Source organism: Streptomyces sp. NPDC006385 (assembly GCF_040612485.1).
Classification (GTDB): domain Bacteria; phylum Actinomycetota; class Actinomycetes; order Streptomycetales; family Streptomycetaceae; genus Streptomyces.
The window spans coordinates 65,333-88,079 of sequence record NZ_JBEXQG010000019.1 but is presented as its reverse complement, the minus strand read 5'-3'; the positions used below and the strand labels follow the sequence as shown (position 1 = coordinate 88,079).

At 71.9% G+C, this 22,747-nt stretch carries 15 protein-coding genes and 3 pseudogenes; 9 read left to right on the top strand and 9 right to left on the bottom strand.

What is annotated here, in order from left to right; translation table 11 throughout:
• Positions 1 to 211: 211 nt before the first annotated feature.
• From ABZ078_RS17580 to ABZ078_RS17565, 4 genes and pseudogenes are all read left to right on the top strand, one after another.
• Entirely contained in the window at positions 212 to 769 is a 558-nt protein-coding gene (locus tag ABZ078_RS17580) for a hypothetical protein (protein WP_356576133.1), read from the top strand.
• Between the two features lie 73 nt (positions 770 to 842).
• Positions 843 to 2,012 (top strand): lactate 2-monooxygenase, encoded by a 1,170-nt coding sequence (locus ABZ078_RS17575; RefSeq protein ID WP_356576131.1) that lies wholly within the window; start codon positions 843 to 845, stop codon positions 2,010 to 2,012.
• A gap of 91 nt (positions 2,013 to 2,103) precedes the next feature.
• Entirely contained in the window at positions 2,104 to 2,295 is a 192-nt protein-coding gene (locus ABZ078_RS17570) for a hypothetical protein (protein WP_356576129.1), read from the top strand.
• A pseudogene (locus ABZ078_RS17565) lies at positions 2,292 to 2,378 on the top strand (hypothetical protein); the annotation flags it as partial. The gene ABZ078_RS17570 and the pseudogene ABZ078_RS17565, both read left to right, overlap by 4 nt.
• Positions 2,379 to 2,556: 178 nt before the next feature.
• On the opposite strand, the gene ABZ078_RS17560 reads toward ABZ078_RS17565, so the two are convergent.
• From ABZ078_RS17560 to ABZ078_RS17550, 3 genes are all read right to left on the bottom strand, one after another.
• On the bottom strand, positions 2,557 to 4,173 hold the full coding sequence (locus ABZ078_RS17560; RefSeq protein ID WP_356576127.1) for an RICIN domain-containing protein: 1,617 nt from the start codon (positions 4,171 to 4,173) through the stop codon (positions 2,557 to 2,559).
• Between the two features lie 344 nt (positions 4,174 to 4,517).
• Positions 4,518 to 4,895, bottom strand: a complete 378-nt coding sequence (locus ABZ078_RS17555; protein WP_356576126.1) for a toxin Doc — start codon at positions 4,893 to 4,895, stop codon at positions 4,518 to 4,520.
• A gap of 3 nt (positions 4,896 to 4,898) precedes the next feature.
• The gene (locus ABZ078_RS17550; RefSeq protein WP_356576124.1) at positions 4,899 to 5,144 is read right to left on the bottom strand and encodes a hypothetical protein; all 246 of its coding nucleotides are present in this window, start codon (positions 5,142 to 5,144) and stop codon (positions 4,899 to 4,901) included.
• A 206-nt stretch (positions 5,145 to 5,350) separates the two neighbouring features.
• Here ABZ078_RS17550 and ABZ078_RS17545 point away from each other — a divergent pair.
• Positions 5,351 to 5,503, top strand: a pseudogene (locus tag ABZ078_RS17545) (sigma factor); the annotation flags it as partial.
• A pseudogene (locus ABZ078_RS17540) lies at positions 5,503 to 6,391 on the top strand (cytochrome b N-terminal domain-containing protein); the annotation flags it as partial. The pseudogenes ABZ078_RS17545 and ABZ078_RS17540, both read left to right, overlap by 1 nt.
• On the opposite strand, the gene ABZ078_RS17535 reads toward ABZ078_RS17540, so the two are convergent.
• Positions 6,336 to 8,582: a glycoside hydrolase family 9 protein gene (locus ABZ078_RS17535; RefSeq protein WP_356576122.1), complete on the bottom strand. Its 2,247-nt coding sequence runs from the start codon at positions 8,580 to 8,582 to the stop codon at positions 6,336 to 6,338. The pseudogene ABZ078_RS17540 and the gene ABZ078_RS17535 sit on opposite strands and share 56 nt — an antisense overlap.
• 140 nt (positions 8,583 to 8,722) lie before the next feature.
• Positions 8,723 to 11,836, bottom strand: coding sequence for a glycoside hydrolase family 2 TIM barrel-domain containing protein (locus ABZ078_RS17530; RefSeq protein ID WP_356576120.1), 3,114 nt, complete (start codon positions 11,834 to 11,836; stop codon positions 8,723 to 8,725).
• Positions 11,837 to 12,024: 188 nt separating this feature from the next.
• Between ABZ078_RS17530 and ABZ078_RS17525 the strand changes: the two genes are divergently transcribed.
• Both ABZ078_RS17525 and ABZ078_RS17520 read left to right on the top strand, forming a co-directional pair.
• Positions 12,025 to 14,421, top strand: coding sequence for a SpoIIE family protein phosphatase (locus tag ABZ078_RS17525; protein WP_356576119.1), 2,397 nt, complete (start codon positions 12,025 to 12,027; stop codon positions 14,419 to 14,421).
• 101 nt (positions 14,422 to 14,522) lie between these two features.
• On the top strand, positions 14,523 to 15,059 hold the full coding sequence (locus ABZ078_RS17520) for a DUF4232 domain-containing protein (protein WP_356576116.1): 537 nt from the start codon (positions 14,523 to 14,525) through the stop codon (positions 15,057 to 15,059).
• A 37-nt stretch (positions 15,060 to 15,096) separates the two neighbouring features.
• Here ABZ078_RS17520 and ABZ078_RS17515 read toward each other — a convergent pair whose 3' ends face one another.
• Together ABZ078_RS17515 and ABZ078_RS17510 are read right to left on the bottom strand one after the other, a co-directional pair.
• Entirely contained in the window at positions 15,097 to 17,388 is a 2,292-nt protein-coding gene (locus ABZ078_RS17515) for a ricin-type beta-trefoil lectin domain protein (RefSeq protein WP_356576114.1), read from the bottom strand.
• Positions 17,389 to 17,717: 329 nt separating this feature from the next.
• The gene (locus tag ABZ078_RS17510; RefSeq protein WP_356576112.1) at positions 17,718 to 18,656 is read right to left on the bottom strand and encodes a helix-turn-helix domain-containing protein; all 939 of its coding nucleotides are present in this window, start codon (positions 18,654 to 18,656) and stop codon (positions 17,718 to 17,720) included.
• A 62-nt stretch (positions 18,657 to 18,718) separates the two neighbouring features.
• Between ABZ078_RS17510 and ABZ078_RS17505 the strand changes: the two genes are divergently transcribed.
• A complete protein-coding gene (locus ABZ078_RS17505; protein ID WP_356576110.1) occupies positions 18,719 to 19,540 on the top strand; it encodes a phytanoyl-CoA dioxygenase family protein in 822 nt (273 codons plus the stop codon).
• Positions 19,541 to 19,554: 14 nt separating this feature from the next.
• Here the strand turns inward: ABZ078_RS17505 and ABZ078_RS17500 are convergent, their stop codons facing one another.
• Together ABZ078_RS17500 and ABZ078_RS17495 are read right to left on the bottom strand one after the other, a co-directional pair.
• Entirely contained in the window at positions 19,555 to 20,523 is a 969-nt protein-coding gene (locus ABZ078_RS17500; protein ID WP_356576108.1) for an aldo/keto reductase, read from the bottom strand.
• Between the two features lie 65 nt (positions 20,524 to 20,588).
• Entirely contained in the window at positions 20,589 to 22,706 is a 2,118-nt protein-coding gene (locus ABZ078_RS17495) for a glycoside hydrolase family 36 protein (protein WP_356576106.1), read from the bottom strand.
• Positions 22,707 to 22,747: the final 41 nt, after the last annotated feature.

Below are 22,747 nucleotides of genomic sequence, written 5' to 3'. Positions count from 1 at the left end.
GTTTCAGTAACCTTGCGTATTGAATCAGTGGCGTGAAGTAACGGACTTCGAACGTTCCAACGCCGAAACTTGGCGCCTCTTGATCGTTCCAAGCCGCCGAGTGGCCGGATCCCGCACGCTCATTAATAGGCCTGAAACATTCCGATTGAGCCCTCGGCTGACCCGTCCCGCAGCCCTTGTGTTCATGGGCGCGAGGAGTAATCGTCATTACATGATTACCAGCGACCAACGAGAGAAGCTGCGCGGCTGGTTCGCCGGCCGCCTGCCCGAGGACCTCTTCGAGGAGCTGACCGAGGTGACGGTCGACCGCGAGGAGATCACCGTGATCGGCCGCATCCCCGAACCCCACCTGGTCGAGGGCGCCTCGGCCGCCGAGCGGGAGGCGGCCGTGGAGGGCCGGATCCAGGAGTTCCGGGAGCGCACCCGGGAGACCCGGATCGGGGTGGCCCGCGAGGCGGAGCACCGGTTCCGCCGCAAGGTCTCCTGGGGCGTGGAGTGCGGCGGCGAACGCGCCCTGTTCACACATGTCGCCGCCCCCGTCATGACCCGGCTGCGTCAGCCCGAACGCCAGGTCCTGGACACCCTGATCGCCGGCGGGGTCGCCCGCAGCCGCAGTGACGCCCTGGCCTGGTGCGTACGGCTGGTCCAGCGACACACGGACGACTGGCTCACCGAACTGCGCGAGTCCCTGGAGCACGTCCAGCGGGTGCGTGCCGAGGGGCCGGACGCCGAGCCGGAGGACGGGGGCACGGACCGCGACAGCCCCTGATCCCTCCTCCCACCTACCCGTCGGTATGGTCTGCGTACAGCGCGTTCTCAGTGACGAGAGGCGGGGCGTACGCATGGCCAGGCACTGGGCGGACTTCCAGTACGAGATCTATCTGAACGGGATGACGGGGGCCGTACCCCGGCTGCCCACCGATCTGACGCGGCTGGAGGAGCTGACCGAGCGGCGTCTCGGACCGGGTCCCGTCGGATACGTGGCGGGCAGCGCGGGCGACGGCAGCACGGCCCGCGCCAACCGGGAGGCGCTGCGGCGGCGCCGGATCGTGCCGCGCATGCTGCGGGACGTGCACGAGCGGGACCTGTCCGTGGCGGTGCTGGGCCGCGCGCTGCCCGCTCCGCTGGCGCTGGCCCCGGTCGGCGTGCTGTCGATCATGCACCCGGATGCCGAGTGCGCGGCCGCCCGGGGCGCCGCCGCGCAGGGCGTGCCGTTCGTCCTGTCGTCCGCGTCCAGCACGCCCATGGAGCAGGTCGCGGAGGCGATGGGGGACGCCGAGCGCTGGTTCCAGCTGTACTGGCCGAAGGACCCGGAGGTGGCCCGGAGTTTCCTCGCCCGGGCGAAGGCGGCCGGGTTCACCGTACTCGTCGTCACCCTGGACACGCCGATGCTGGCCTGGCGTCCGCGCGACCTCGACCAGGCGTATCTGCCGTTCCTGCACGGCGTGGGCACCGCGAACTACTTCACCGACCCGGCCTTCCAGGCGGGCCTCGCCAAGCCGGTGCACGAGGACCCGAACGCGGCCGTGACGCACTTCGTGGGCATGTTCGCGGACCCCGCCAAGACCTGGCCTGACCTTGCGTTCCTGCGGGAGCACTGGGACGGCCCGATCGTGCTGAAGGGCATCCTGCACCCGGACGACGCCCGCGAGGCCGCCGACGCCGGGATGGACGGGGTCGTCGTCTCCAACCACGGCGGCCGCCAGGTGGCCGGCTCCGTCGCCGCGGCCGACGCCCTGCCCCGGGTCGTGGCGGCGGTCGGCGACCGGCTGACCGTGCTGTTCGACAGCGGCATCCGCACCGGCGACGACATCTACAAGGCGCTCGCCCTCGGCGCCCGGGCGGTGCTCGTCGGACGGCCGTACGTGTACGGGCTCGGCCTCGACGGACAGGCGGGCGTCGAGCACGTCGTCCGCTGCCTGCTCGCCGAACTCGACCTCACCCTCGCCCTGTCCGGGCACGCCACCCCCGCCGCGATCGGCCCGGCCGACCTCGTCGAGGGCTCCGCGTGACCGCCGCGCGCGACGTCCTCGCCGTCATCCCACCGCACGTGGGCGGCCGTGCCATCGGCGCCGGTCTCGCCACGGTCTTCCCCAGGGCCTGTTGCGAAAGTGGCGTCGTCGCCCGAAGGGCGGCCGCGCGGCGCACGTCGTCATCACCGCACTCGCCCCGGTGACCGCCGAACGCCTCGCCGTCGCAACGGAGTCGGAGCCTGCCCAGAACGTGGCCGAGCAGACCTTCGTCCTCATGCCCGCGCTGGCCAAGCAGCCCGCCGAGCGGTGGCGTCCGGCATGAGCGTCGTCCCCACCGGGCGACGCCGCCTTCCCCGGCGAGGCGCGGCCGAGTGCGGCGGTGCCCGGCATGTCCCGCTCGACGAACTGCCGCGCACCGCCGACTACCTCTCCCCGCACGCCCCGCTCACCGACGCGACCCGGCACCCGCGAGTCCCTGGTCCGCAGCCCCTCACGGCGGTCCAGAACGTGACCGCCTTCCTGTCGGGCGGGGCACCGCGGGACGTCGTGAACCAGGCGGCCGGCCGGCCCGGCCAGGACCTGCCTACGCGTTCCCCTCCCCCGCCCGGACCACCCGCGCCCCCGGCTTCCCGCTCTCCGCGCTCGACAGCGAACCGGGGCTCGCCGAGGTCACGGGATCGGTCAGCCAGCGCTGCCCGTCCAAGCCGTCGCGGACCTTGACGACGACGTCGGCGCCCGGGTCCGCCGTGGTGGACGCCAGGGCGAGCTGCTCGTCCCAGCGGGGCAGCAACTCGCCGTGCACGGTGAGGTCGTAGCGCACGTCGTCGGCGCGATCGGAGTCGTCGTCGGCGCACTCACCGAGGATCACCACGCCGGCGTCCACGTGCGAGTCCAGGCACAGCTCGCGATCCGCCACGCTGCGCAGCAGGCCGTCCTCCTCGTACGACCACTGCTGGGTGTCGTCGGCCGAGCACGCGGCCAGCTCGGTCCCGGCGCCCGCCTTCGGCTCACCTTTGATGTCGAGGCACAGTTCGGCGTCGGCGTTGCGCAGCCTGGTCTGCCGCGGCACGGTGGGCAGTTGCGCCGTGCCCGGCGGTGAGGCGGACACCGCCGGTGGAACCTGGGACGCGTTACCGCCGCCGGTGGCGGAGGCGGCCGGGTCGACGCCGTCGTCGTCGGACAGCAGGCCGGCGGCGAGCATGGCCGCGATCAGCCCGGCGGAGGCGAGGCCCACCCCCGTGAGCAGCGTCCGTGGGGAGCGCGGTCCGCCGGGCACCCTGCGGACCTGCGCGGGGATCCGCGCGAGCAGGCGGCGGCGTCCGGCGCCGTGCCGGGCGGAGCGGCGCGGTCCGGGCACGTCGCCCTGGGCACGGGCCGGGCGGGTGTCCAGATAGCGGCGCGCGCCCCAGCCGAGCACCGCCTCGGCGATGAGCACGCCCAACCCGCCCTCGAAATGACTCAGTTGTTCGGCGGCGTCACGGCAGTAACGGCACTCCGTCAGATGCTGCTGGACATCCGGCAGCAGTGCCCCGCCCCGGCGGATCGGGACGTCGAGGAGGCGGTTGTAGAACCGGCAATCCTTCGTCGGCGCGAGTTCCCGATGGGCATGTACACAACCTTCACGGAATTTATCACGCGCTTGTTCGAGAGCGGCCGTGGCGGTAACGGTATCCAGGCCCAGTAGGCCGGCGGGGACGCTTAGCGGCTCGGCCTCCACCTCGGTATGCCAGAGCAGGCATCGGGCGAGTCCCGGAAGGGCCTGGAACGACCGATCGGCGAGCTTCCGATTTTCGGGCGTCAAGGACGTCGCCGTACGCATACCGCGACCGCCCGCGGGTTTCGCCAGCTCCGGCAGCACACCCGCTATTCGCTCCTCGGCCGACCACTGCCGGACCGTGTCCCGGACGGCGACGAGGAGCCGGGGACGCAGCGCGAGAGCCGGTTCGCCCAGCGCCAGGCGGTCGAGGACCTGGTGGAAGGCAGCGGCGGTGACCATGTCGGCGACGCCGGCCGGGGAGGCGAGACAGATCACCGCGTATGCGCGGCAGGGCTCCCAGTGCCGTGCCATGAGCAGCGCGACGGACGAAGTGGCCTCCCCGTCCGGGCGGCCGCGCAGCCGGGCGGCGAGACCTTCGTCGGATTCCTCGGGAACGCCTCCGGGCGGAGGGTAAGGGGGACGAGGGGGGTGGGGGGTGGGCACTGAACGGGTTCCTTCCCACGCGCATGTGACACAGAGGTCTGGTCGTCGAAAAGGACGAGCGCTGTGGTGCGTACCTTTTCGACGCGAGCGAGGGGAGCGTGAATTCGCCCACGTTCATCCGCCCCGGTTCCCCACGGCACCAATGAGCCCGGCTTTTTCCACCCCCCACGGGTACTTCACCCTGGCACAGCCACTCATGACCAACAAGGCACTTGGGCAACATCCGTACCGTTGAAAGAAAGTCAGATACGGTGGCGCCCAGCCGGACCCGCGCCGCCTTTCGGCATTCCGCGCGCTCCGTGTGAAACGCGTGCGGAGCGGGGCGACGGATCCGGCGGGCGGCCTCAGATCTGCCAGGAGCGCAGCCGGTCGGCCGCGCCGTACACGTCGGTCTCGCCCGACATCAGGTCGCGGGCGAGGTCGACGAGGGCGCCGTAGGGCGGGTCGATGCCGACGCCGCTGACGAACATGTAGGCGACCGCGGACGCGCAGGCGAAGCGGGCGTTGGCCGACGGCAGCGGCTTGAGCAGGGCGAGGGTGTGCAGCAGCGCGGCGGCCCGCCAGGCCGGGTCGGAGTCGACGCCCAGACGGGGCGGATCCACGCGATGGCGGGCGACGGCCGCGACCAGCGCGGAGAAGTCGTTGACCGTGGGCTGGTCCGGCAGGACCTCTTCGTGGCGCTGGAGCAGCCAGGGCACGTCGATATGGATGACGGGTGCCATCGGTCAGGCGGCCCGCCCCTCGCCCTTGGCGGGTGCTTCGTCGTCGGGGAAGGCGGCCGCGAACTCGTCGGCGTGCGACGAGAAGAACCGGCGGAACGCCTCGGCGCCCTCCTGCAGCGCCCGGTGCCGCGCTATGTCGGCCGCGGCCGCCTCGCGCACCAGGGCCTTCATCGACGTACCGCGTTCCTTGGCGATCTGCCGCAAGTCCTCAAGCTCGCGGTCGCTGAACTCCACGTTGAGAGCTGGCATGCCCTCACGGTACCGCTCGGGTACTCAGTGGTAAATACGCGCAGGTCAAGTGTGATGTACGCCGGTACCGGAGACGAGCGAACGGACTCTCGGGCGGGGCATCGGCGGCCGCGCTCGCGAGACGTAGGTCACACTCGATCGCGGGATGTCACATTCCGCCCCCCGCCGGGCCTCGCAGTAGTGAGCGCGCACCGGGAGGCCCACGCATGTCCGACATCCCCGTAACCGTCACCGACGACGCCACCGGCGTCTTCGTCGAGCACCGCGAGCTGATGTTCGGCGTCGTCTACAACATGCTCGGCAGCGTCGCCGACACGGAGGACGTCCTTCAGGAGACCTGGCTGTCGTGGACGGCGCGTTCGTGAACGGGGCGCTGCTCTCCGTCCCGATCGTCGGGACGTACCTGTCGATGTTCCTGTTCGGCGGCGAGTTCCCGGGCACCGACATCGTGGCGCGCTTCTACGCGCTGCACGTCCTGGTGATCCCCGGCATGATGGCGGCGCTGGTCGTGGCGCACGTCCTGCCGGTGTACCTGGCGAAGGCGGGTGGCTTCTTCTTCCTGGTCTTCGGTGCCCTGGCGCTCATCGCGGCGGTGGCCACGATCAACCCGGTCTGGTCCTACGGCCCCTACCGCGCCGACCAGGTCTCCACCGGCGCCCAGCCCGACTGGTACCTGGGCTTCGCCGAGGGCCTGGTGCGGATCATGCCGGGCTGGGAGATCACCCTGTGGGGCCACACGCTCGTCCTCGGGGTACTGATCCCCGTCGTGGTCTTCCCGCTCCTGCTGGTGTTCATCGGCGTGTACCCGTTCCTGGAGGCCCGGTTCACGGGCGACAAGGGCGAGCACCATCTGCTGGACCGCCCCCGCAACCGGCCGGTGCGCACGGCGATCGGCGCGGCCTGGATAGCCCTGTACCTGGTCCTGCTGGCGGGCGGCGGCAACGACATCGTGGCGACCCGGCTGCATCTGTCGATCAACACGGTGACGTGGCTGGTGCGGATCGCGGTGTTCGTCGTCCCGGTGGTGTCGGCTGCGGGACCGGGAGCTGGTGCCGCACGGTCGTGAGACCGGCGTGATCAAGCGGCTGCCGCACGGTGAGTACGTCGAGGTGCACCAGCCGCTCGATCAGGCGCGGCTCCACACGCTCACCGCGCACGAGCGGCCCGGTGAGCTGGTGGAGCACGCGCGTGTCAGCCTTGATCCGCCACGAAGGACGCCATCCGGGCCAGGGCCGAGTTCCAGTTGATGGTGTGCTCGTTGGTCGACCAGGACTGGATGTCGTCGATGTAGCAGAACTGGCCGACGCAGCCCTTGAGTCTGCTCTGCGCGAAGGGGTCCTGGATGCTCGAGTTCGGCCCGCCCGCCAGCGTCCCCCGCGGCGGGTTGGGCTGGCTCGGGTCGAGCTGGTGGGCGTACCAACGGGCGTGCTGATTGCGGGAGTTCACCTCGCCGTAGCCGGTCACGTACGACATGTTCAGCGCGTTGCGGCCGAAGATGTAGTCCATGCTCTGCACGGCGCCGTCCCGGTACTTCGAGGCGCCGGTGATGTCGTACGCGGTGGCGATGACGACGGCGTTGTGCAGGACCTGGTGGTTGGAGCCCCAGTCGTAGAGGTTGCCCTCCGGGGCGTACGGCATGCCGTACGGGTGGGCCTTCAGCGTGGCCAGGTAGCGGTCGGCGCCCTTGACGACGGACTGCCGGACCTTGTCGCGCCCGGGCAGCCCGCTCGGCACGGTCGCGAGGTCCAGGCGGGCCGCGGCGGCGGTCCGGGCCCAGTCGTAGCCGACGGGGACGAAGATGTCGGCGGTGTGGACGGGCGAGGCGAGGACGTAGTCCTGGAACGCCTTCTCCCCCGTGGTGAGATACAGCTCGGCCGCCGCCCAGTAGAACTCGTCGGTGACGTTACCGTCGGCGTACGTGCCGCCGCCGATGCCGTCGCTCTCGGAGGCGTACCGGTCGGGGTGCGCGAGCGCCGCGGACCAGGCCGTGCGTGCTGCCGCCAGGGTCTTCGCGGCGAACTCCCGGTCGTACGGCTTGTACAGGCGTGCCGCCTGCGCGGCCGTCGCGGCCAGGTTGAGGGTCGCCGCGGTGGACGGCGGGTGCAGTTCGCGCTTCTGCGGGTCGTCGTGCGGCATCAGCGGCAGGCCTGTCCACTGCTCGTCGTGGATCTTGTGGTGCGCCATGCCGGCCAGCGGTCGCCCCGCGGGCACCTGCATCTTCAGTAGGAACTCCAGCTCCCAGCGGACCTCGTCCAGGATGTCGGGCACCTTGTTGCCGCTCTCCGGGATGGCGAGCGTGCCGTCGCGCAGCTTCTCCGACTCCCCGGTGCGGGCGAGCAGTTCGCGTTCGTACGTGCTCAGCAGCTCCCACACGGAGATGCCGCCGTTGACGACGTACTTGCCGTGGTCGCCGGCGTCGTACCAGCCGCCGGTGACGTCGAGCGTGTAGTCGCACACGCCCGGCTGGCAGGGCACGGCGCCGTCGCCCCGGTTGGGCGCGACGTCGACGTGTCCGGCGGGGCGGGCGTAGCCGGGGCGCAGGTCGTCGCGGATCGCGATGCCGCTGCGCTGCGTGTAGTAGTACTTCACGGCGTCGAGCCGCAGGCGCTCGTAGGCGGCCGTACCGATGTCGAAGGGGCGGCTCACCTCCCCGTCGGCGACCAGTGTGTAGCCCTCGCCCTGCTTGCGGTGGGCGCCGAAGTCGATGGAGTGGACGTTCTGGGCGGAGGAGGCGTCGGTGCCGCGCGGCACGGTCCAGCCCTCGGCGACCACGGCCCCGGACGCGTTCTTCAGCCGCCAGGGCAGCTTCGCGGTGGCGTCGGTGACGAGCGTGGCGTTCTTCGGCCCGGCGGGCAGATACGCGACCTGGTTCACCCGCACCCGCGGCCCGGTGTCGGGTTCGTACACCTCGGGCGGGACGCCGCCGAGCAGCGACGCGTCGTCCAGGCAGAAGCGCCACGGGTCCGCGCTGCCGCCGAGTTGGAAGGCGACCTGGCCCTGCGGGGTGTCGACGGGCGAGGTGAAGGTGTACGCGTACGAGTTCCCGGAGACGCTCAGCTGGGGCGTCACCTCGAAGTAGGTGTCGTAGGGCGCGGCGGACAGGCCGACGATCGCCCGCACGACGTGTCCTTCGGGTGAGCCGTTCGCGGTGAAGGAGAAGCGGTACGACTCCCCCTTCACCAGCGCGATGTCGTTCTGGCCGACGGCGGCGTCCCAGCGGTTGGCGGTGCCGCCGGGGACATCGGCGCAGAGCTGCCCGTCGGACAGGCCGGCGGTGACGTTGCTGGTCGCCCACCAGGGGTCGGTGCCGGTGTCGAAGGTGCCGTTCTGGATCTGCTCGACCTCTTCCGCGCCGGCCGCCGGTGCGGCCGGGAGGGCGGTGAGACCCGCCGCCAGTAAGGCCGTCAGGGACAGCAGGGTGGTTCTGCGTCGTTTCACGTCTGGGCTCCTCGGGTGAGGTGCGGGTGACGCTCGCTGTGGGAGCGCTCCCAGATGCGGACGCAGCCATGCTTGTCGGCGGCATGACACCCCGTCAACGGTCCGGACGGGACTGGTTCCCGCCCGGACCGCTCGGCGGCTCAGCTCGTGGGCACCTCCAGCTTGCTGATCCGCACCGCCCCGCGCGCCTCCCCGGGATGAGCGCTGGTCAGGGTGAGCCGCACCCGGGAGCCGCGTACGGCGTCGAAGGTGACGGCGGTCGGCGCGTCCGAGGCCGTGGCCCAGTCCACGGCGGCCCCCTTCACGGGCACATGGCGCCGGCCGTCCCAGACCTCGACGGCGACCGAGGCGGGCAGGGTGTGCGTGGCGTCCACGGTGAAGGAGACCTCCACCCGGTCGAAGGTCCGCCTCCGTCCGAAGTCCACGCAGACCCAGTCCTCGGGCCGGGCCCCGTCGAAGGCGGGCAGCAGGGCCGTGGCCGCCTTGAGGAAGCCGTTGGACCAGCCGGTGGCCGGGTCGCCGTCGAGCATCGCGGCCGGGAGGGTGTCGGGCCGGCCCGAGTAACTGGCGTCCGCATGGGGGTGGTTCGGGGGTGCGGGGAGGTCGGGTCCGAACACCGCGGCCGGGGTCAGCGCCGCCGACCGGGCGGAGGTCTTGCGCACGGTCACGCTGCCCGCCCGCAGCCCCTCGGCCCGTGCGGTCACCTTCAGGGAGCCCGTCCTCGTGCCGGACCGTACGATCGCCAGCGCCTTGCCGTGGAAGGCCGTACGCGTACTGGCCTGGTAGCGCTCGGCGCTCTCCTGCCTCCCGTTGTCGAGCCCGGCGAGCGAGCCGCCCGCCACCTCGAAGGAGATCAGGTCCTCGGCGTCGGGCACCACCACGCCCCGGGCGTCGACGACCTCGGCGGTCACGAAGACCAGCGAACGGCCGTCCGCGGCCAGCGACGTGCGGTCGGCGGTCAGCCGCACGGCTCTCGGCTCCCCGGCCGTGCGCAGTACGTCGGTGGCGACGACCTTGCCGTCCCTGCGGGCCACGGCCTTCAACTCCCCCGGCCGGTAAGGGACTTTCCAGGTGAGGTGGAGTTTGCCGGCACTGCCGTTCGGGCTGGTGTAGCTGCCCGGGTAAGGGCCGTCGGTGAAGGTCTTGTCGTCGCCGGTCGCCTCGGTGGTCTCCAGGTACACCCGACCGTCGACGGTCTTCTTGGTGTCGAAGGTCCGCGTGCCGAGGGACCTCCCGTTGAGGAACAGCTCCACCGTGTCGACGTTGGAGTACGCCCACACCTCGACCGTGTCGCCCTCTTGGTGGTTCCAGGTCATCGGCAGCAGATGGACCATCGGCTCACTGATCCACTGGCTCTGGAACAGGTAGTACATGTCCTTGGGGAATCCGGCCGTGTCGACCGCGCCGAAGAAGGACGCCTTCACCGGGAACACGTCGTACGGCGTGGGCTCGCCGATGTAGTCGATGCCCGACCACAGGAACTGCCCGGCGAACCACTTGCGGTCCCGGTCCTTCTTGTGCCCGTACTCGCCGCTCATGGTCCAGGAGGCGAGGTTGTTGTCGTACGACGAGGTCGCCCGCCTGCCCGGCGTGTGGTTCTCACCCGTGTTGAGGCGCTCGGGCTCCTGGTACGCGCCTCGGGTCGAGGTCTCCGACGACGACTCGGACTCGAAGAGGAACAGGTGGGGATAGGCGGCGTGCAACTGGTCGACGGACTTGGCGGTGTTGTAGTTGAGGCCGAGGCCGTCCAGCTTGGCCAGCATCAGATCGGCCGCCGAGCCCTTGGCCGGCAGGCGGCGGTACTTGTCGGAGCCGATGACCAGGGGGCGGGTGTCGTCGGCGGCCCTGATGGCGTCGATGATCCGGTCGGCCATGGCGAGCCCGGCGGTGGAGGTGGAGTCGGGGACCTCGTTGCCGATGGACCACATGAGCACGGCGGGCGAGTTGCGGGCCGCGAGGACCATCTCGGTGGCGTCCTTCTCACCCCACTCGTCGAAGAACCGGCCGTAGTCGTAGCGGTTCTTGCCGGTGCGCCAGCAGTCGAACGCCTCCACCAGCATGACGATGCCCAGCTCCTCGCAGACCTGGATCATCTCCGGCGTGGGTGGGTTGTGAGAGGTACGGAAGGCGTTGACGCCCATCGACTTCATGATGGTCAGCTGCCGGCGGATCGCGTCGATGCTGACGGCGGCGCCTAGGGCGCCCAGGTCGTGGTGGAGGTCGACGCCCTTGATCTTGGCGTGGGCGCCGTTGAGGTGGAAGCCCTCGTCCGGGTCGAAGCGGAAGGTGCGGAAGCCGAAGGTCGTGCGGTAGGTGTCGGTCGCCCGGCCGCCGACGCGCAGTTCGGTCTTGAGCGTGTAACGGTGGTGCGGGGTCGCGAAGTCCCACAACTTGGGCTTGTCAACGGTGAGTTGATGGGTCTCGGTGGTCTTGTCGGTGACGGCGACCGTGGAGGACGTACGGGCGACGGTACGGCCCCTGGGATCGAGGATCCGCGAGACGATCTCGACGTCCGTGCCACCGCCGGAGGCGTTCACCACCGAGGTCCGGACCCGGACGACACCCCGCTCCCCGGTGATCTCCGGGGTGGTGACGTACGTGCCCCAGCGCTCCACGTGCACCGGTTCGGTGACGACGAGGCGGGCCTCGCGGTAGATGCCGCTGCCCGAGTACCAGCGGCTGCTCGGCAGCCGGTTCTGCACCTTGACCGCGAGCACGTTCTCGGTGCTGCCGTCGGTGTGCAGCAGATCGGTGAGGTCGAAGGCGAAGCCGGTGTAGCCGTAGGGGTGGCGGCCGACCTCCTTGCCGTTGCAGTGGACGGACGAGTCCATGTAGACGCCGTCGAACTCCACCGCTATCCGCTTGCCCGCGAGGGCCGGCGGCAAGGTGAAGGCGAGGCGGTACCAGCCGAGGCCACCGGGGAAGAAGCCGGTGCCGCTGGTGGTGCCGTGCTCGGTGGTCGGGGCGAACTCGATGCTCCAGTCGTGCGGCACCGCGACCTCGCGCCAGCCCGAGTCGTCGTAGCCGGGCTCGGCGGCGCCCGCGTAGGCACCGGTCGGGTCGGTGATCCCGCCGGGGTTCACCAGGGCGAAGCGCCAGCCGTCGCGCAGGGGGACCGTGCGGCGGCCGTGCGCGACACCGGCGGCTCCAGCGGCGTCCGCGGCCTCAGCGGCCTGTGCCGTCGAGCTCAGCAGCGCTCCGGCCACCGGGGCGGCCGTGGAGGCGAGCAGTACCGATCTTCGAGTGACTGTCATGCCGGCTCTCCCTCATCAGGGCCCAGAATTACTCACAACTGATCGCGAACAAACAGATTCTGACGCGATGGCACGGAGACCAGTCAAGGGTGCGACCGAGGTCCGGTACGGGCGCGTCGCCGAAGCACTAGGCTGAGGCCTCAGTGACACGCTTGTTCACGGTGAGTGTGCGTGGTGGAGTGGCGAGCATGAGCCCGGAGTATCCGTTCGACGAGGCCGCGACGGCCCGGGCGGTCATCGACGCCGACGGCGTGCTCGTCGAGTGGAACGCCGGCGCCGAGCGGCTGCTGGGCCATCGCGCCGCCGAAGTCGTGGGGCTGCCCGCCGGGGATCTGCTGGCCGACACGGACAGGGGCAGGGGCAGGGGCAGGACCCTCGCTCCGGAGGGCGACCGTTGGGACGGCGTCCTCACCCTGCGTCATCGCGACGGCGGCACACTGCCCGTCTGGCTGCTCGCCCATCGGGTGCGGGCGCAGGACGACGGCCCGGACCGCTGGCTCGTGGTCACGCCGGTCGAGGCGGACGGCCCAGGGCTGCCGGACGATCCGCTGGACCATGTCGGGCTCCTCGCCTCCCCTTGCGCCATCGCGATCTACGACGACCGGCTCCGGCTGCGCAGGATCAACGGCGTGATGTCGCAGATCCTCATGCTGGCCGAGGAGAACGTGCGTGGACTGCGGGCGCCGGAGCTGACCGGCAGACCTCAGAGCTACGACATCGAGCGGCAACTGCTGCGCGTGCTCACGACGGGGCGGGGCACCGACGTACGGGCGTACATTCCGGTCGGCGGCGACAGAACCCACACCTGGCTGGCCCGCATGGCGCCGATCACCGACGGCAAGGGGCGGGTGCGCGGCGTGTCCGTGGCCGCGCACGACTTCACCGAGCAGTACCTGGCGCGGGAGCGGCTGCAACTGGTGAACGAGGCGAGCGTGCGCATCGGCACCACCCTCGACGTCACCCGGACGGCCCAGGAGCTGGCGGACGTCTGTGTCCCCGCGCTCGCCGACTTCGTGAGCGTCGACCTGCTGGACCCCCAGGAGCACGGCGGCGAGTTGCCCACCGGCCGGCTCACCGCGCCGGTCGGCCTGCGCCGGGCCGCCCACCGGTCCGTCAACGCGGGCGACCCGGAAGCGGTGGCCCAGCCGGGGCAGGTCGATGTGTATCCCGCCCCGTCGCCCCAGGCGGACGCGCTGCTGGCGGGCCACACCATCGTGGCCTCGGCGTCGACCGGCGACCTGGAGGAGTGGCTGGCCTGGGACCCGGCACGCGCCGAACGGATCAAGGAGTACGGCATCCACACCACCATGTCGGTGCCGATCCAGGCCCGCGGCACCACCCTCGGGGTCGCCGTGCTCACCCGGTTCAAGAACCCCGAGCCGTTCACGCCCGACGACGTGCTGCTGGCCGAGGAGATCACGGCCCGCGCGGCCGTCTGCATCGACAACGCCCGCCGCTACTCCCGCGAACGCGAGACCGCCCTGGCCCTGCAGCGCAGCCTGCTGCCCCAGTCCCTGCCGAGCACCGCCGCACTCGACGCGGCCTCCCGGTACCTCCCGGCGGCGCGGTCGGGGGTGGGCGGCGACTGGTTCGACGTGATCCCGCTGTCCGGGCTGCGGGTCGCGATGGTGGTCGGGGACGTCGTCGGCCACGGCATCCAGGCCTCGGCCACCATGGGGCGGCTGCGCACCGCCGTGCGCACCCTGGCCGACATCGACCTCGCCCCCGACGAACTGCTCACCCACCTCGACGATCTCGTCGTACGGCTGTCCGAGGAGACCGGCAACGGGAGCAGTCCCGGCGAGGTCGGCGCCACCTGCCTGTACGCGGTGTACGACCCGGTCTCCCGACGCTGCACGCTGGCCCGGGCCGGGCACCCCTCGCCGGTCATCGTCCCGCCCGGCGGCCGGGCGCGGGAGATCGAGCTGCCCGCCGGGCCGCCGCTGGGACTGGGCGGACTGCCGTTCGAGTCCGCCGAGATCGAACTGCGCGAGGGCACGGTGCTCTCCTTCTACACCGACGGCCTGATCGAGAGCCGTGAGCGCGACGTCGACGCCGGCCACGCGCTCCTGTGCGACGCGCTGTCGTCCCCCTCCGACTCGCTGGACGAGACCTGCGACCACGTCCTGCGCGCCCTGCTCCCGGCGGGCGGCGCCGCCGACGACGTGGCGCTGTTGCTGGCCCGCACCCAGGGGCTGCCGGCCTCCCGGGTCGCGACCTGGGACATCCCCGCCGATCCGGCGCTCGTCGCGCCCATCCGCAAGCAGGCCCTGGAGCAGCTCGGCACCTGGAGTCTGAGCCAGGCGTCGTTCACCGTGGAGCTGGTGGTCAGCGAGCTGGTCACCAACGCCATCCGCTACGGCGCCCACCCCATCCGGCTCCGGCTGATCCACGACGCGGCCACCCTGATCTGCGAGGTGTCCGACACCAGCCACACGGCGCCGCACCTGCGCCGCGCCAAGACCTTCGACGAGGGTGGCCGCGGGCTGCTGCTGGTCGCTCAGCTCACCCAGCGCTGGGGCAGCCGGCACACGGCGGACGGCAAGACGATCTGGGCGGAGATCGGGCTCCTCGACGAGGGATGAGCCTGCGTGCGTACTCGGTGCGAAAACGGGGAGTCGTCACCACCATGGGACGTACATGGGCATTTCCCACCTCAGCACGAGGACACCGGGCGCCTCCCCTGATGAGCGCCGTAGCGCTCCTGGGCCTGCTGGCCGCCTGCGGCAACGGCGCCGACTCGTCGGGCGCCGTGCGGACACCGGCCGGCACCGGCGGCCCTACGACCGAATCGGCCGCCTCCGCCGCGCGCTGTCACACCTCCGAGCTGCGCGCGTCCATCGGCCGCCCCAGCCCGGGGGCCGGGCAGCGGAACTTCCCGATCGTGCTGACCAACCAGTCCGACCGCACCTGCACCGTCTGCGGCTACCCCGGTGCCGCGTTCGTGGACGCGTCCGGCGAACAGCTCGGACCTGATCCGAAGCGCTCCCCCGACACGCCCACGACCGTCGAACTGGCCCCCGGCCGCAGCGCGTGGGCCGGGCTGACCTTCGCCAGCCCCGAGATCAGCGGCGCCCGTACGGCGGTGCCGGAGGCGCTGCTGGTGACACCGCCGGACGAGCGGGATCCGCTCAAGGTGGCGTGGACGGCCGGTGCGGTGCCCGTGGCCGGGAACGAGTCGTCGGTGTTCCTGACGGTGGTCCAGCCCGGCACCGGCGGCTGATCCGTTTGAGGCGCGGGGCCGGCCCGCGTCGGCGGGGTCAGCGGCGGCCGCCGCCGTATCCGTCTCCGCCGCCGTATCCGTCGCCGCCGTCGTATCCGTCGCCGCCCCCGTAGCCCCCTTGGCCGCCCGGACCCCCATAGCCGTCGGAACCGCCGTACCCGCCGCCGGACGAGTCGTAGTGGCCGTCCCATGAGCAGGAGTACGGGTTGGAGGAGCACGCGTCGGTCGGGGACGGGCTCGTGGGCGTCGGCCTGGGGGACGACGGCGTCGCGGACGGGGTCGGGGTGGGCGTCGGTGTCCTCGACGGTTCGGGGGTGAGGGGCGGGGTCGGCGTGGGGGTCCTCGCCGTGTCGGTACCGGCGTCCGAGCCCCAGTTGACCACCTCCATCTGGAGCTCCGTCTTCGAGGTGTCGATCACCCAGTGCTGGGCGTCACCGTCGTCGTCGCGGGACTTGAGGACCAGGGCGCCCGAGCCGTCGGTGGCGGCGGGGCTGAGGGCCAGGTCCTGGTCGAAGCGCGGAACCAGGGTGCCCTGGAGGGTGAAGTCGTAGCGGACGTTCTTGGTCGCGGATTCCGAGGCGGCCGTGCACGGGGCCAGCCGGACCGAGTAGCCGAGGTGGGAGTCGAGGCAGAGATCGGGGTCGGCGCCACTGCGCAGCAGGCCGTCGGTCTCGTACGACCACTGCTGGCCGGGTGCCGAGGAGCAGGCGGCCAGTTCGGTCTCCGCCCCTTCGACGGCCTTCCCGCCGGCGACGCCGACGCACAGCCCCGACCCGATGTTGTACAGCCGGCCCCGCAGATCGCCCTTGGCCGCCTCGGCGGCGCCCGCCCAGGAGGGGTTGCCGGTGGTGGAGCCTCCGCCGGAGTTGGGCGCGTCGGAGGGGCGGTCCTGTGCGGCCGGAGCGGGTCCGTCGCCGGAGTCGAGGGCGGACCAGACGACGAGCGGCAGGACGACCAGGGCGCTGACGGTCGCGACCGCGGCGGTGAGATTGCGGCGCCGGGCGGCGCGACGGGCGGCCTTGAGGCCGGCGCGGCCGGAGAAGGTACGGGTGCCGGGGCGGGGCGCGGCGATGGGGTCGGCGGGGCGGGAGGACGCGGTGACGTCACCGGCAGGGGAAGCGGTGGCGACGTCGGTTCGCGGGGCGGCCCGACGGCCGGTCCGGCGTGCCCTTCGGGGGCGCGTTCCCGTGGCCGAGGGGACCCCGTCCGCCGCGGCGGGGGTCTCACCGGCGGGGGCGGACGTCCCTGCCCCAGAGGCGGACGCCGCACCCACGGGGCCGTGTGCCTCGCCGAGGGGAGCGAAGGTCGCTGTCGCGGAGCCGAGGCCCGCGTCCGCGGAAGCCTCTCCCCAGGGGGCGCCTGCCGCAGGGCGGCCGGGGGCGCCTGTGGGAGGGCCGGGGACCTCGCCCTGGGGAGGGGAGGCGGTGCCGTCGGAGAAGAAGGACTCGCCCGCTATCGCCGCGGTCGGCTCCGGCGCCGGCTGCGCCGGCTCGTCGGGCCGGCTCGCTCTGGACTCCACGTAGGCTCTCGCGCCCCAGCCGAGCACCGCCTCGGCCAGGGCGAGACCCAGTCCCGCGTTGAAGACGTGCAGGTGCTCGGCGGTCTCGCTGCAGTGCCCGCAGCGGTTCAGGTGCTCGCGCAGGTCGGGGTCGATGTCGACGCCGCCGCGCCGGTAGGTCACGTCCAGCATCCGCAGGTAACGCCGGCACTCCTGCTCAGGGGCGAGTTCGCGGTGGACCTGGAGGCACTCCTCGCGCAACCGCTCCTGGGCCCGGCCCAGGTCGACGCGGGCGGACTCCTCGTCGAGGCCGAGGAGCCCGGCCGGTACGGCCAGCGGTTCGGCCTCCACCTCGGTGTGCCACAGCAGGCAGCGTGCCGACTGGGGGAGCCGCTGGAAGGCCTCGGACAGCAGCCGGCGGTTCGCCGGCGGCAGCAGCCGGGCGCGGGCGCGTTCCGTGTCGTTCGCCTGGGAACGCAGTTCGGGGTGGAGCATTTCCCGTCTGTGGTCGGTGTCCCACTCCGCGGCGATACGGCCCACGGTGACGAGCAGTTGGGGACGCCATGCGGCGGTCGGTCCGGTCTGTCGCAGTGCTTCGCCGAAAAGCCGGGTGAATGCCGCGGTGGTGAGCATTCCCGCGGATCCGGCGTCCGCGGTGCACAGCCGCGCGTAAGCGACGCCCGCTTCCCAGTGCCGGTCGAGGAGTTCACCGACGGGATGAAGCGCCGGTGTCGCCCCTGTCCACCTCTTGAGTTCGGTGCTCAGTTCAGCGTCGGTCACTTCGAAGAGACGGGCGTCGTGAGGGGAATTCGACAGGCCAGCGTCTTGCACGGTGGCATTCCTCCGGAGGGCATGCGGCATTGAAGGTCCATACCAAGGGGTATGCTCCGGACGCGACTCTTGTGAAGCGCGGGACTTGTGGGAGCGAAGCACACCTTTGCACAGGCCAGGGACAGGGAACAAGGGACTCCGGATTATTGTGCATTGCGTGCACGGCCGTCGGTATTTGACGAACGGTCAACAGCCGGTTTCCTGACCATTGCGGCCTATCCGCGAGACAATCGGAAATGGCATTCACTCAGCGCACCAGCGACGTGAGTGCAAACCATTGAAACGCCGCACTCCCGCTTTTTCGCCTGGTCATGCGCCCGCGCGCGCCTTCACGGTGCCTTCACAAGTCCTGCGCCAACCATTGAACCGGGTGCCCGGTACGCGCCGGGCGGCGTCCCGTACCGTTCGCGGAACACCCGGTTGAAGTGGAACGGGCTCGCGAACCCGGAGGCGGCGGCCACGCGTTCCACGGACAGGTCGGTGCTCTCCAGCAGCCGGGCGGCGTGCCGCAGACGTGCCTCGCGCAGCGCGCGCATCGGCGACCGACCGAGCTGCTGGGTGAAGAGGTGGGCGAACCGGGAGGGCGAGAGCGCTACGTGCGCGGCGAGCGAGCGGACCGTGTGCGCGGCGGCCGGATCCGCGGCGATCAGCGCCTGGGCCCGGCTGATCCGCGCGTCCACGCCGGGGCTGGGCCGCGGTGCCCGCGCGGTGCCCGTCGTGAGCAGGACGATCTCCTCCAGTGCGCACAGGGCGAGTTCACGGGCAGCGGTGCCGTGGGCCACGGCGACGGACTCGTCCCCCGGCACCAGGACGGGCGGCGCCTCCGTCCCCGTCCAGCGGGCGTCGGCGAGCATCCGGCGGAACGCCGCCTCGACACGGCTGTGCACCGAATCCGGCGTCGGCGTCACGACGTACAGGCCGGCGCCGGTGTCGTACGGGCGCAGCCAGGTCCGCCAGGACGGCCGGGCCTGGCAGTGCACCCACCAGAACTCCCAGTGCCGTGCGCCCGGTTCGACGCCGTAGCCGTGCGGGACACCCGGCGCGAGCACCACCAGGGCGCCCGCCGTGGCCCGCGTCCTGGCCGACCCGTGCCGCAGCCGGCCCCGGCCGCCGGTCGTCCATGTGACCAGCCAGCTGTCCGCGCCGCGCGGCCGGTCGACCCCGTATCCCGGCGGCTGGTCGTAATGCCCGACCACCACCAGGCCCGGGGGCGGGGCGGGGTCGCCGGGCGCGGCAGTCTCGGGCAATGCGTCAGCGCTCACGGTCATCCTCCTCGGGCGCAGGTCGGCCTAGCGTGGCGGGCGAGGACACCTGACCGAGGAGTGGACGCATGACAGCCACGGACATCGGCGCCGCCGGCGCCCCCATCCTGCCCGAGGCCGGGCTCCGCCGGTTCCGCGAGGACGGCTTCACCGTCGTACGCGGGCTGTTCGGCCGCGACGAGATCGAGGCACTGTGCGACCGGTTCACGGCGCTGCACGCGGCCGGGCCGGTGCCCGGGCACTTCGAGCCCCGGCCTTCGGACACCGACCCGCTGCGCGTGTATCCGAGGGTGATGCACCCGCACGAGATCGACGAGCTGTCACGGCGGGTGCTGCTCGACTCCCGGCTGCGGGGCGTGCTGGAGGTGCTACTCGGGGAGGAGGTGCTGGCCGCGCAGAGCATGTTCTACTTCAAGCCGCCGGGAGCCCGGGGACAGGCGCTGCACCAGGACAACTTCTATCTGCGGGTCGAGCCGGGCACCTGTGTGGCGGCGTGGATCGCCTGCGATGTGATCGACCGGGGCAACGGCGGTCTCGAAGTCGTGCCCGGCACGCATGAGATGGACCTGTTCTGTCCGGAGACCGCGGACGCCGAGGTGTCCTTCGCCCGCGAGTACGTGCCGCCGCCGCCCGGCCTGGCGGCCGTACCCGTCGACATGGAGCCGGGTGACGTCCTGTTCTTCAACGGCAGCCTGGTGCACGGCTCACAGCCCAACCGTACGGCCGACCGCTTCCGCCGCTCGTTCATCGGCCACTACGTGGGGCGTTCCGCCGAGCGCATCGGCCGCTACTACCGCACGCTGACGATGAGCGGCGACCGCGTCCCGCTGCCGGAGAGCGAGGGCGCGGGCCCGTGCGGCACGGAGTTCGAACCGCACGGACCTCACTGAGACACCTCGGACCGTCAGTGGCCGATGATCGGGTGCGGCACGTAGGGCTGCTGGAGTTCCTCCAACTCCTTCTCGCTCAACCGGAGTTCGACGGCGGCCGCCGCGTCCTGGATGTGGTGCGGCTTGGCGGCGCCGACGATCGGGGCCGCCACCGTGTCCTGGTGCAGCAGCCAGGCGAGGGCGACCTGGGCGCGCGGGACGCCGCGTTCGTCCGCCACGCGGGTGACGGCCTCGACGACGGTGCGGTCACCGTCGACGTACAGGCGGCTGCCGAAGGTGTCGCCCGCGCTGCGCTCGGTGACCGTGCCCCAGTCCCGGGTGAGCCGGCCGCGCGCCAGCGGGCTCCAGGGCAGTACGCCGACGCCCTGGTCCGCGCAGAGCGGCAGCATCTCGCGCTCCTCCTCGCGGTAGAGGAGGTTGTAGTAGTTCTGCATCGAGACGAACGTGGTCCAGCCGTGCCGCTCGGCCGTGTACTGCATCTTGGAGAACTGCCACGCGTACATCGAACTCGCCCCGATGTAGCGCACCTTGCCCGCCTTGACCAGGTCGTGCAGGGCCTCCATCGTCTCTTCGACCGGGGTGTGCGGGTCGAAGCGGTGGATCTGGTAGAGGTCGACGTGGTCGGTGCCGAGGCGGGTGAGGCTGTGGTCGATCTCCGTCATGATCGCCTTGCGGGAGAGGCCGGCGCCGTTGGGTCCGGGCCGCATCCGGCCGTTCACCTTCGTCGCCAGCACGATCTCGTCCCGGCGGGCGAAGTCGCGCAGCGCCTTGCCGACGATCTCCTCGCTGGTGCCGTCGGAGTAGACGTTGGCGGTGTCGAAGAAGTTGATCCCGGCGTCCAGCGCCTGCCGGATCAGCGGCCGCGACGCCCCCTCGTCGAGGGTCCACTCGTGCGCGCCGCGGTCGGGGAGCCCGTAGGTCATGCAGCCCAGACAGATCCGCGACACGTCCAGGCCCGTCGAACCGAGCTTCACGTACTGCATCCTTGCTGCTCCTGCCTTCGGGGGGTGGAGTAACAGGGGGAGCGTACGTCAACGGCCCTGCGTCCCTATACGTCCGATGTCAGCCGGATCAACACCACGCCGGGAGAACGGGGCAGAGTCACCCGCAGCCCCTCTCCCTCCCAGACCGCCGTGCCCGCAGCCGCCCCGGACGGATGCAGGATCTCCGTGCGCACCTCCCGGCCCGCCAAGTGCGCGACCGGCACCCGAAGCTCACGCTCCCCGCCCCGCCGCCACACCGAGAGGTACGCCGCACGGCCGCCGGGCACCCGCATCCCCAGCGCCAGCCACGCGTCCGTCCAGCCCGGCAGGCCGAGCGGCCAGAACGGTACGGCCGACGCGAGATCCCCCCGGATCGTCTTGTACGCGCTCACCGCGTCCCGGACGAGGGCGCGCTGGTGCTCGGACATCCGGTTCAGATGGCCGGACAGATGGATGCGGCCGAGCAGCGCCCCGCCCAGGGTGAAGGCGATCAGGTCGTCGTCGTACTCGGGCTGCGGGTAGGCCCAGACGGCGCCTTGCTCGGGCGGGACCGCGGTCGGCGCGGCGGCGGCGATGGGAGGGAAGAGGAGGGGGTCCTGCTGGTCGCTGGTGGACTGGAGCTGGGTGACGGCCAGGGTGGCGCCGTCCATGCGCATGCCGCCGGAGGCACAGTTCTCGACGACCAGTCCGGGGTGGCGGTCCAGGATGGCCGTCAGCCAGTCCAGGTACGCCTCGGCGTGTCCGAGCAGCCCGGCGCCGGGGGCGATGTCGCCGGGCGCGCAGGTCCCCGGGTCGACGACGATGTTGTAGTCGAGCTTGAGATAGCCGACGCCCCATTCGCCGACGATCCGGTCCACCGTCCTGTCGAGGTGGGCGCGGGCGGCCGGGTGCCGCAGGTCGAGCTGGTGGCGGCCCTGCTCGGTGAGGCGGACACCGTCCCGCTGGAAGAAGGCCTCCGGCGGGAGCGCGGACGCGACGGGGCTGCGGACGCCGACGACCTCGGGCTCCAGCCACAGCCCGGGTACCATGCCGCGCTCCCGGATCCGGTCCAGGACGCGCTGGATCCCGCCGTCGGGGAAGCGTCGCGCGGAGGGCAGCCATGCGCCGACGCTGTCCCACCAGCCGCCGTCCGCCCAGTCGTCGTACCAGCCGGAGTCGACGCAGAAGTACTCCGCCCCGGCCTCGGCGGCCGCGTCGATCAGCGGCAGCAGCTTCTCGGTCGTCGGGTCGCCCATCAGCGTGTTCATGTAGTCGTTGAAGACGACCGGGAGCGCGGTGTGATCCGGGTGCGGGCGGCGTACGGCTCGGCGGTAGGAGGTGAGCGCGCCCATCGCCGCGTCCAACCCGGAGCCCAGCGCCAGCGCCCCCGGCACCGTGGTGAACTCCTCGCCCGGCGCGAGCCGGACCCGCCACTGGTGCTCGGCGTCGGTGGGGCCGTTCAGCGCGAGACACGTGCCGTGGGCGCGTTCGCCGAGGTCCCAGCGCCAGCCGGCCGGGGACTCGATCTGCCACAGCCAGGTCAGGCCGCTGTCCCGCCGGGTCAGCGCCCCCATCGCCAGATGGCCGTCGGTCGGCCAGCTTCCGCGCCCCGTGAGGACGAGCGCGGCCCGGCTGTCGTGCTGATGGGCGTCGACGTTGATGTCGGCGACGGTCCGGCGCAGCGGCTCGGACTGCCAACGGCACTCCGCGAGCCAGTCGTTGCGGGCCCGGTGCACGTCCAGGGCGTCCGGGGAGGGCAGGCCGCCGAGCAGCAGACTGCTGACGGACTGCAGGACGAGGGGTTCGCCGCCGTCGTTGCGGAGCCGGACGCGGGAGCGGAGCACCGGCAGTCCGGAGGGGGAGGACAGTTCGGCGAAGGCGCTCAACCCGGTTCTCTCGTCGTGGAGTTCGACGGTCAGCCAGTCCCAGTCGCCGCGTGTTCCGGTGCGGTGGCCCCGGTACTTCAGGCGTGAGCCGAAGGCCGTCCCGGTGAAGCGCGGGCCCGACCAGCCGCTGCCGTGGCCGAGCGCGGTCAGCTCGACGAGCGGGAGGGCGGCTTCCGGGTCGGCGGCATCGGTGTCACCCAGCCTGACCAGCCGCGGCGTTCCGTCGGAGGCGACGGCGAACTCGGCCTCCAGGGCCGTGTGCCCCCAAGTGAACGCCTTCTGCGCGTCGTTGACGTCCGTGTCCGCCGTACCGGTCAAGGTGCTGCCCCCTCGTGAATCCCTCGTTGCGTTCTCTTGAC

Bases quoted from the DNA above. Each gene is read 5' to 3' on its own strand.
- ABZ078_RS17580 (WP_356576133.1), top strand. From the start codon at position 212: ATGATTACCAGCGACCAACGAGAGAAGCTGCGCGGCTGGTTCGCCGGC.
- ABZ078_RS17575 (WP_356576131.1), top strand. From the start codon at position 843: ATGGCCAGGCACTGGGCGGACTTCCAGTACGAGATCTATCTGAACGGG.
- ABZ078_RS17555 (WP_356576126.1), bottom strand. From the start codon at position 4,895: ATGGCACCCGTCATCCATATCGACGTGCCCTGGCTGCTCCAGCGCCAC.
- ABZ078_RS17550 (WP_356576124.1), bottom strand. From the start codon at position 5,144: ATGCCAGCTCTCAACGTGGAGTTCAGCGACCGCGAGCTTGAGGACTTG.
- ABZ078_RS17530 (WP_356576120.1), bottom strand. From the start codon at position 11,836: ATGACAGTCACTCGAAGATCGGTACTGCTCGCCTCCACGGCCGCCCCG.
- ABZ078_RS17525 (WP_356576119.1), top strand. From the start codon at position 12,025: ATGAGCCCGGAGTATCCGTTCGACGAGGCCGCGACGGCCCGGGCGGTC.
- ABZ078_RS17520 (WP_356576116.1), top strand. From the start codon at position 14,523: ATGAGCGCCGTAGCGCTCCTGGGCCTGCTGGCCGCCTGCGGCAACGGC.
- ABZ078_RS17510 (WP_356576112.1), bottom strand. From the start codon at position 18,656: ATGACCGTGAGCGCTGACGCATTGCCCGAGACTGCCGCGCCCGGCGAC.
- ABZ078_RS17505 (WP_356576110.1), top strand. From the start codon at position 18,719: ATGACAGCCACGGACATCGGCGCCGCCGGCGCCCCCATCCTGCCCGAG.
- ABZ078_RS17500 (WP_356576108.1), bottom strand. From the start codon at position 20,523: ATGCAGTACGTGAAGCTCGGTTCGACGGGCCTGGACGTGTCGCGGATC.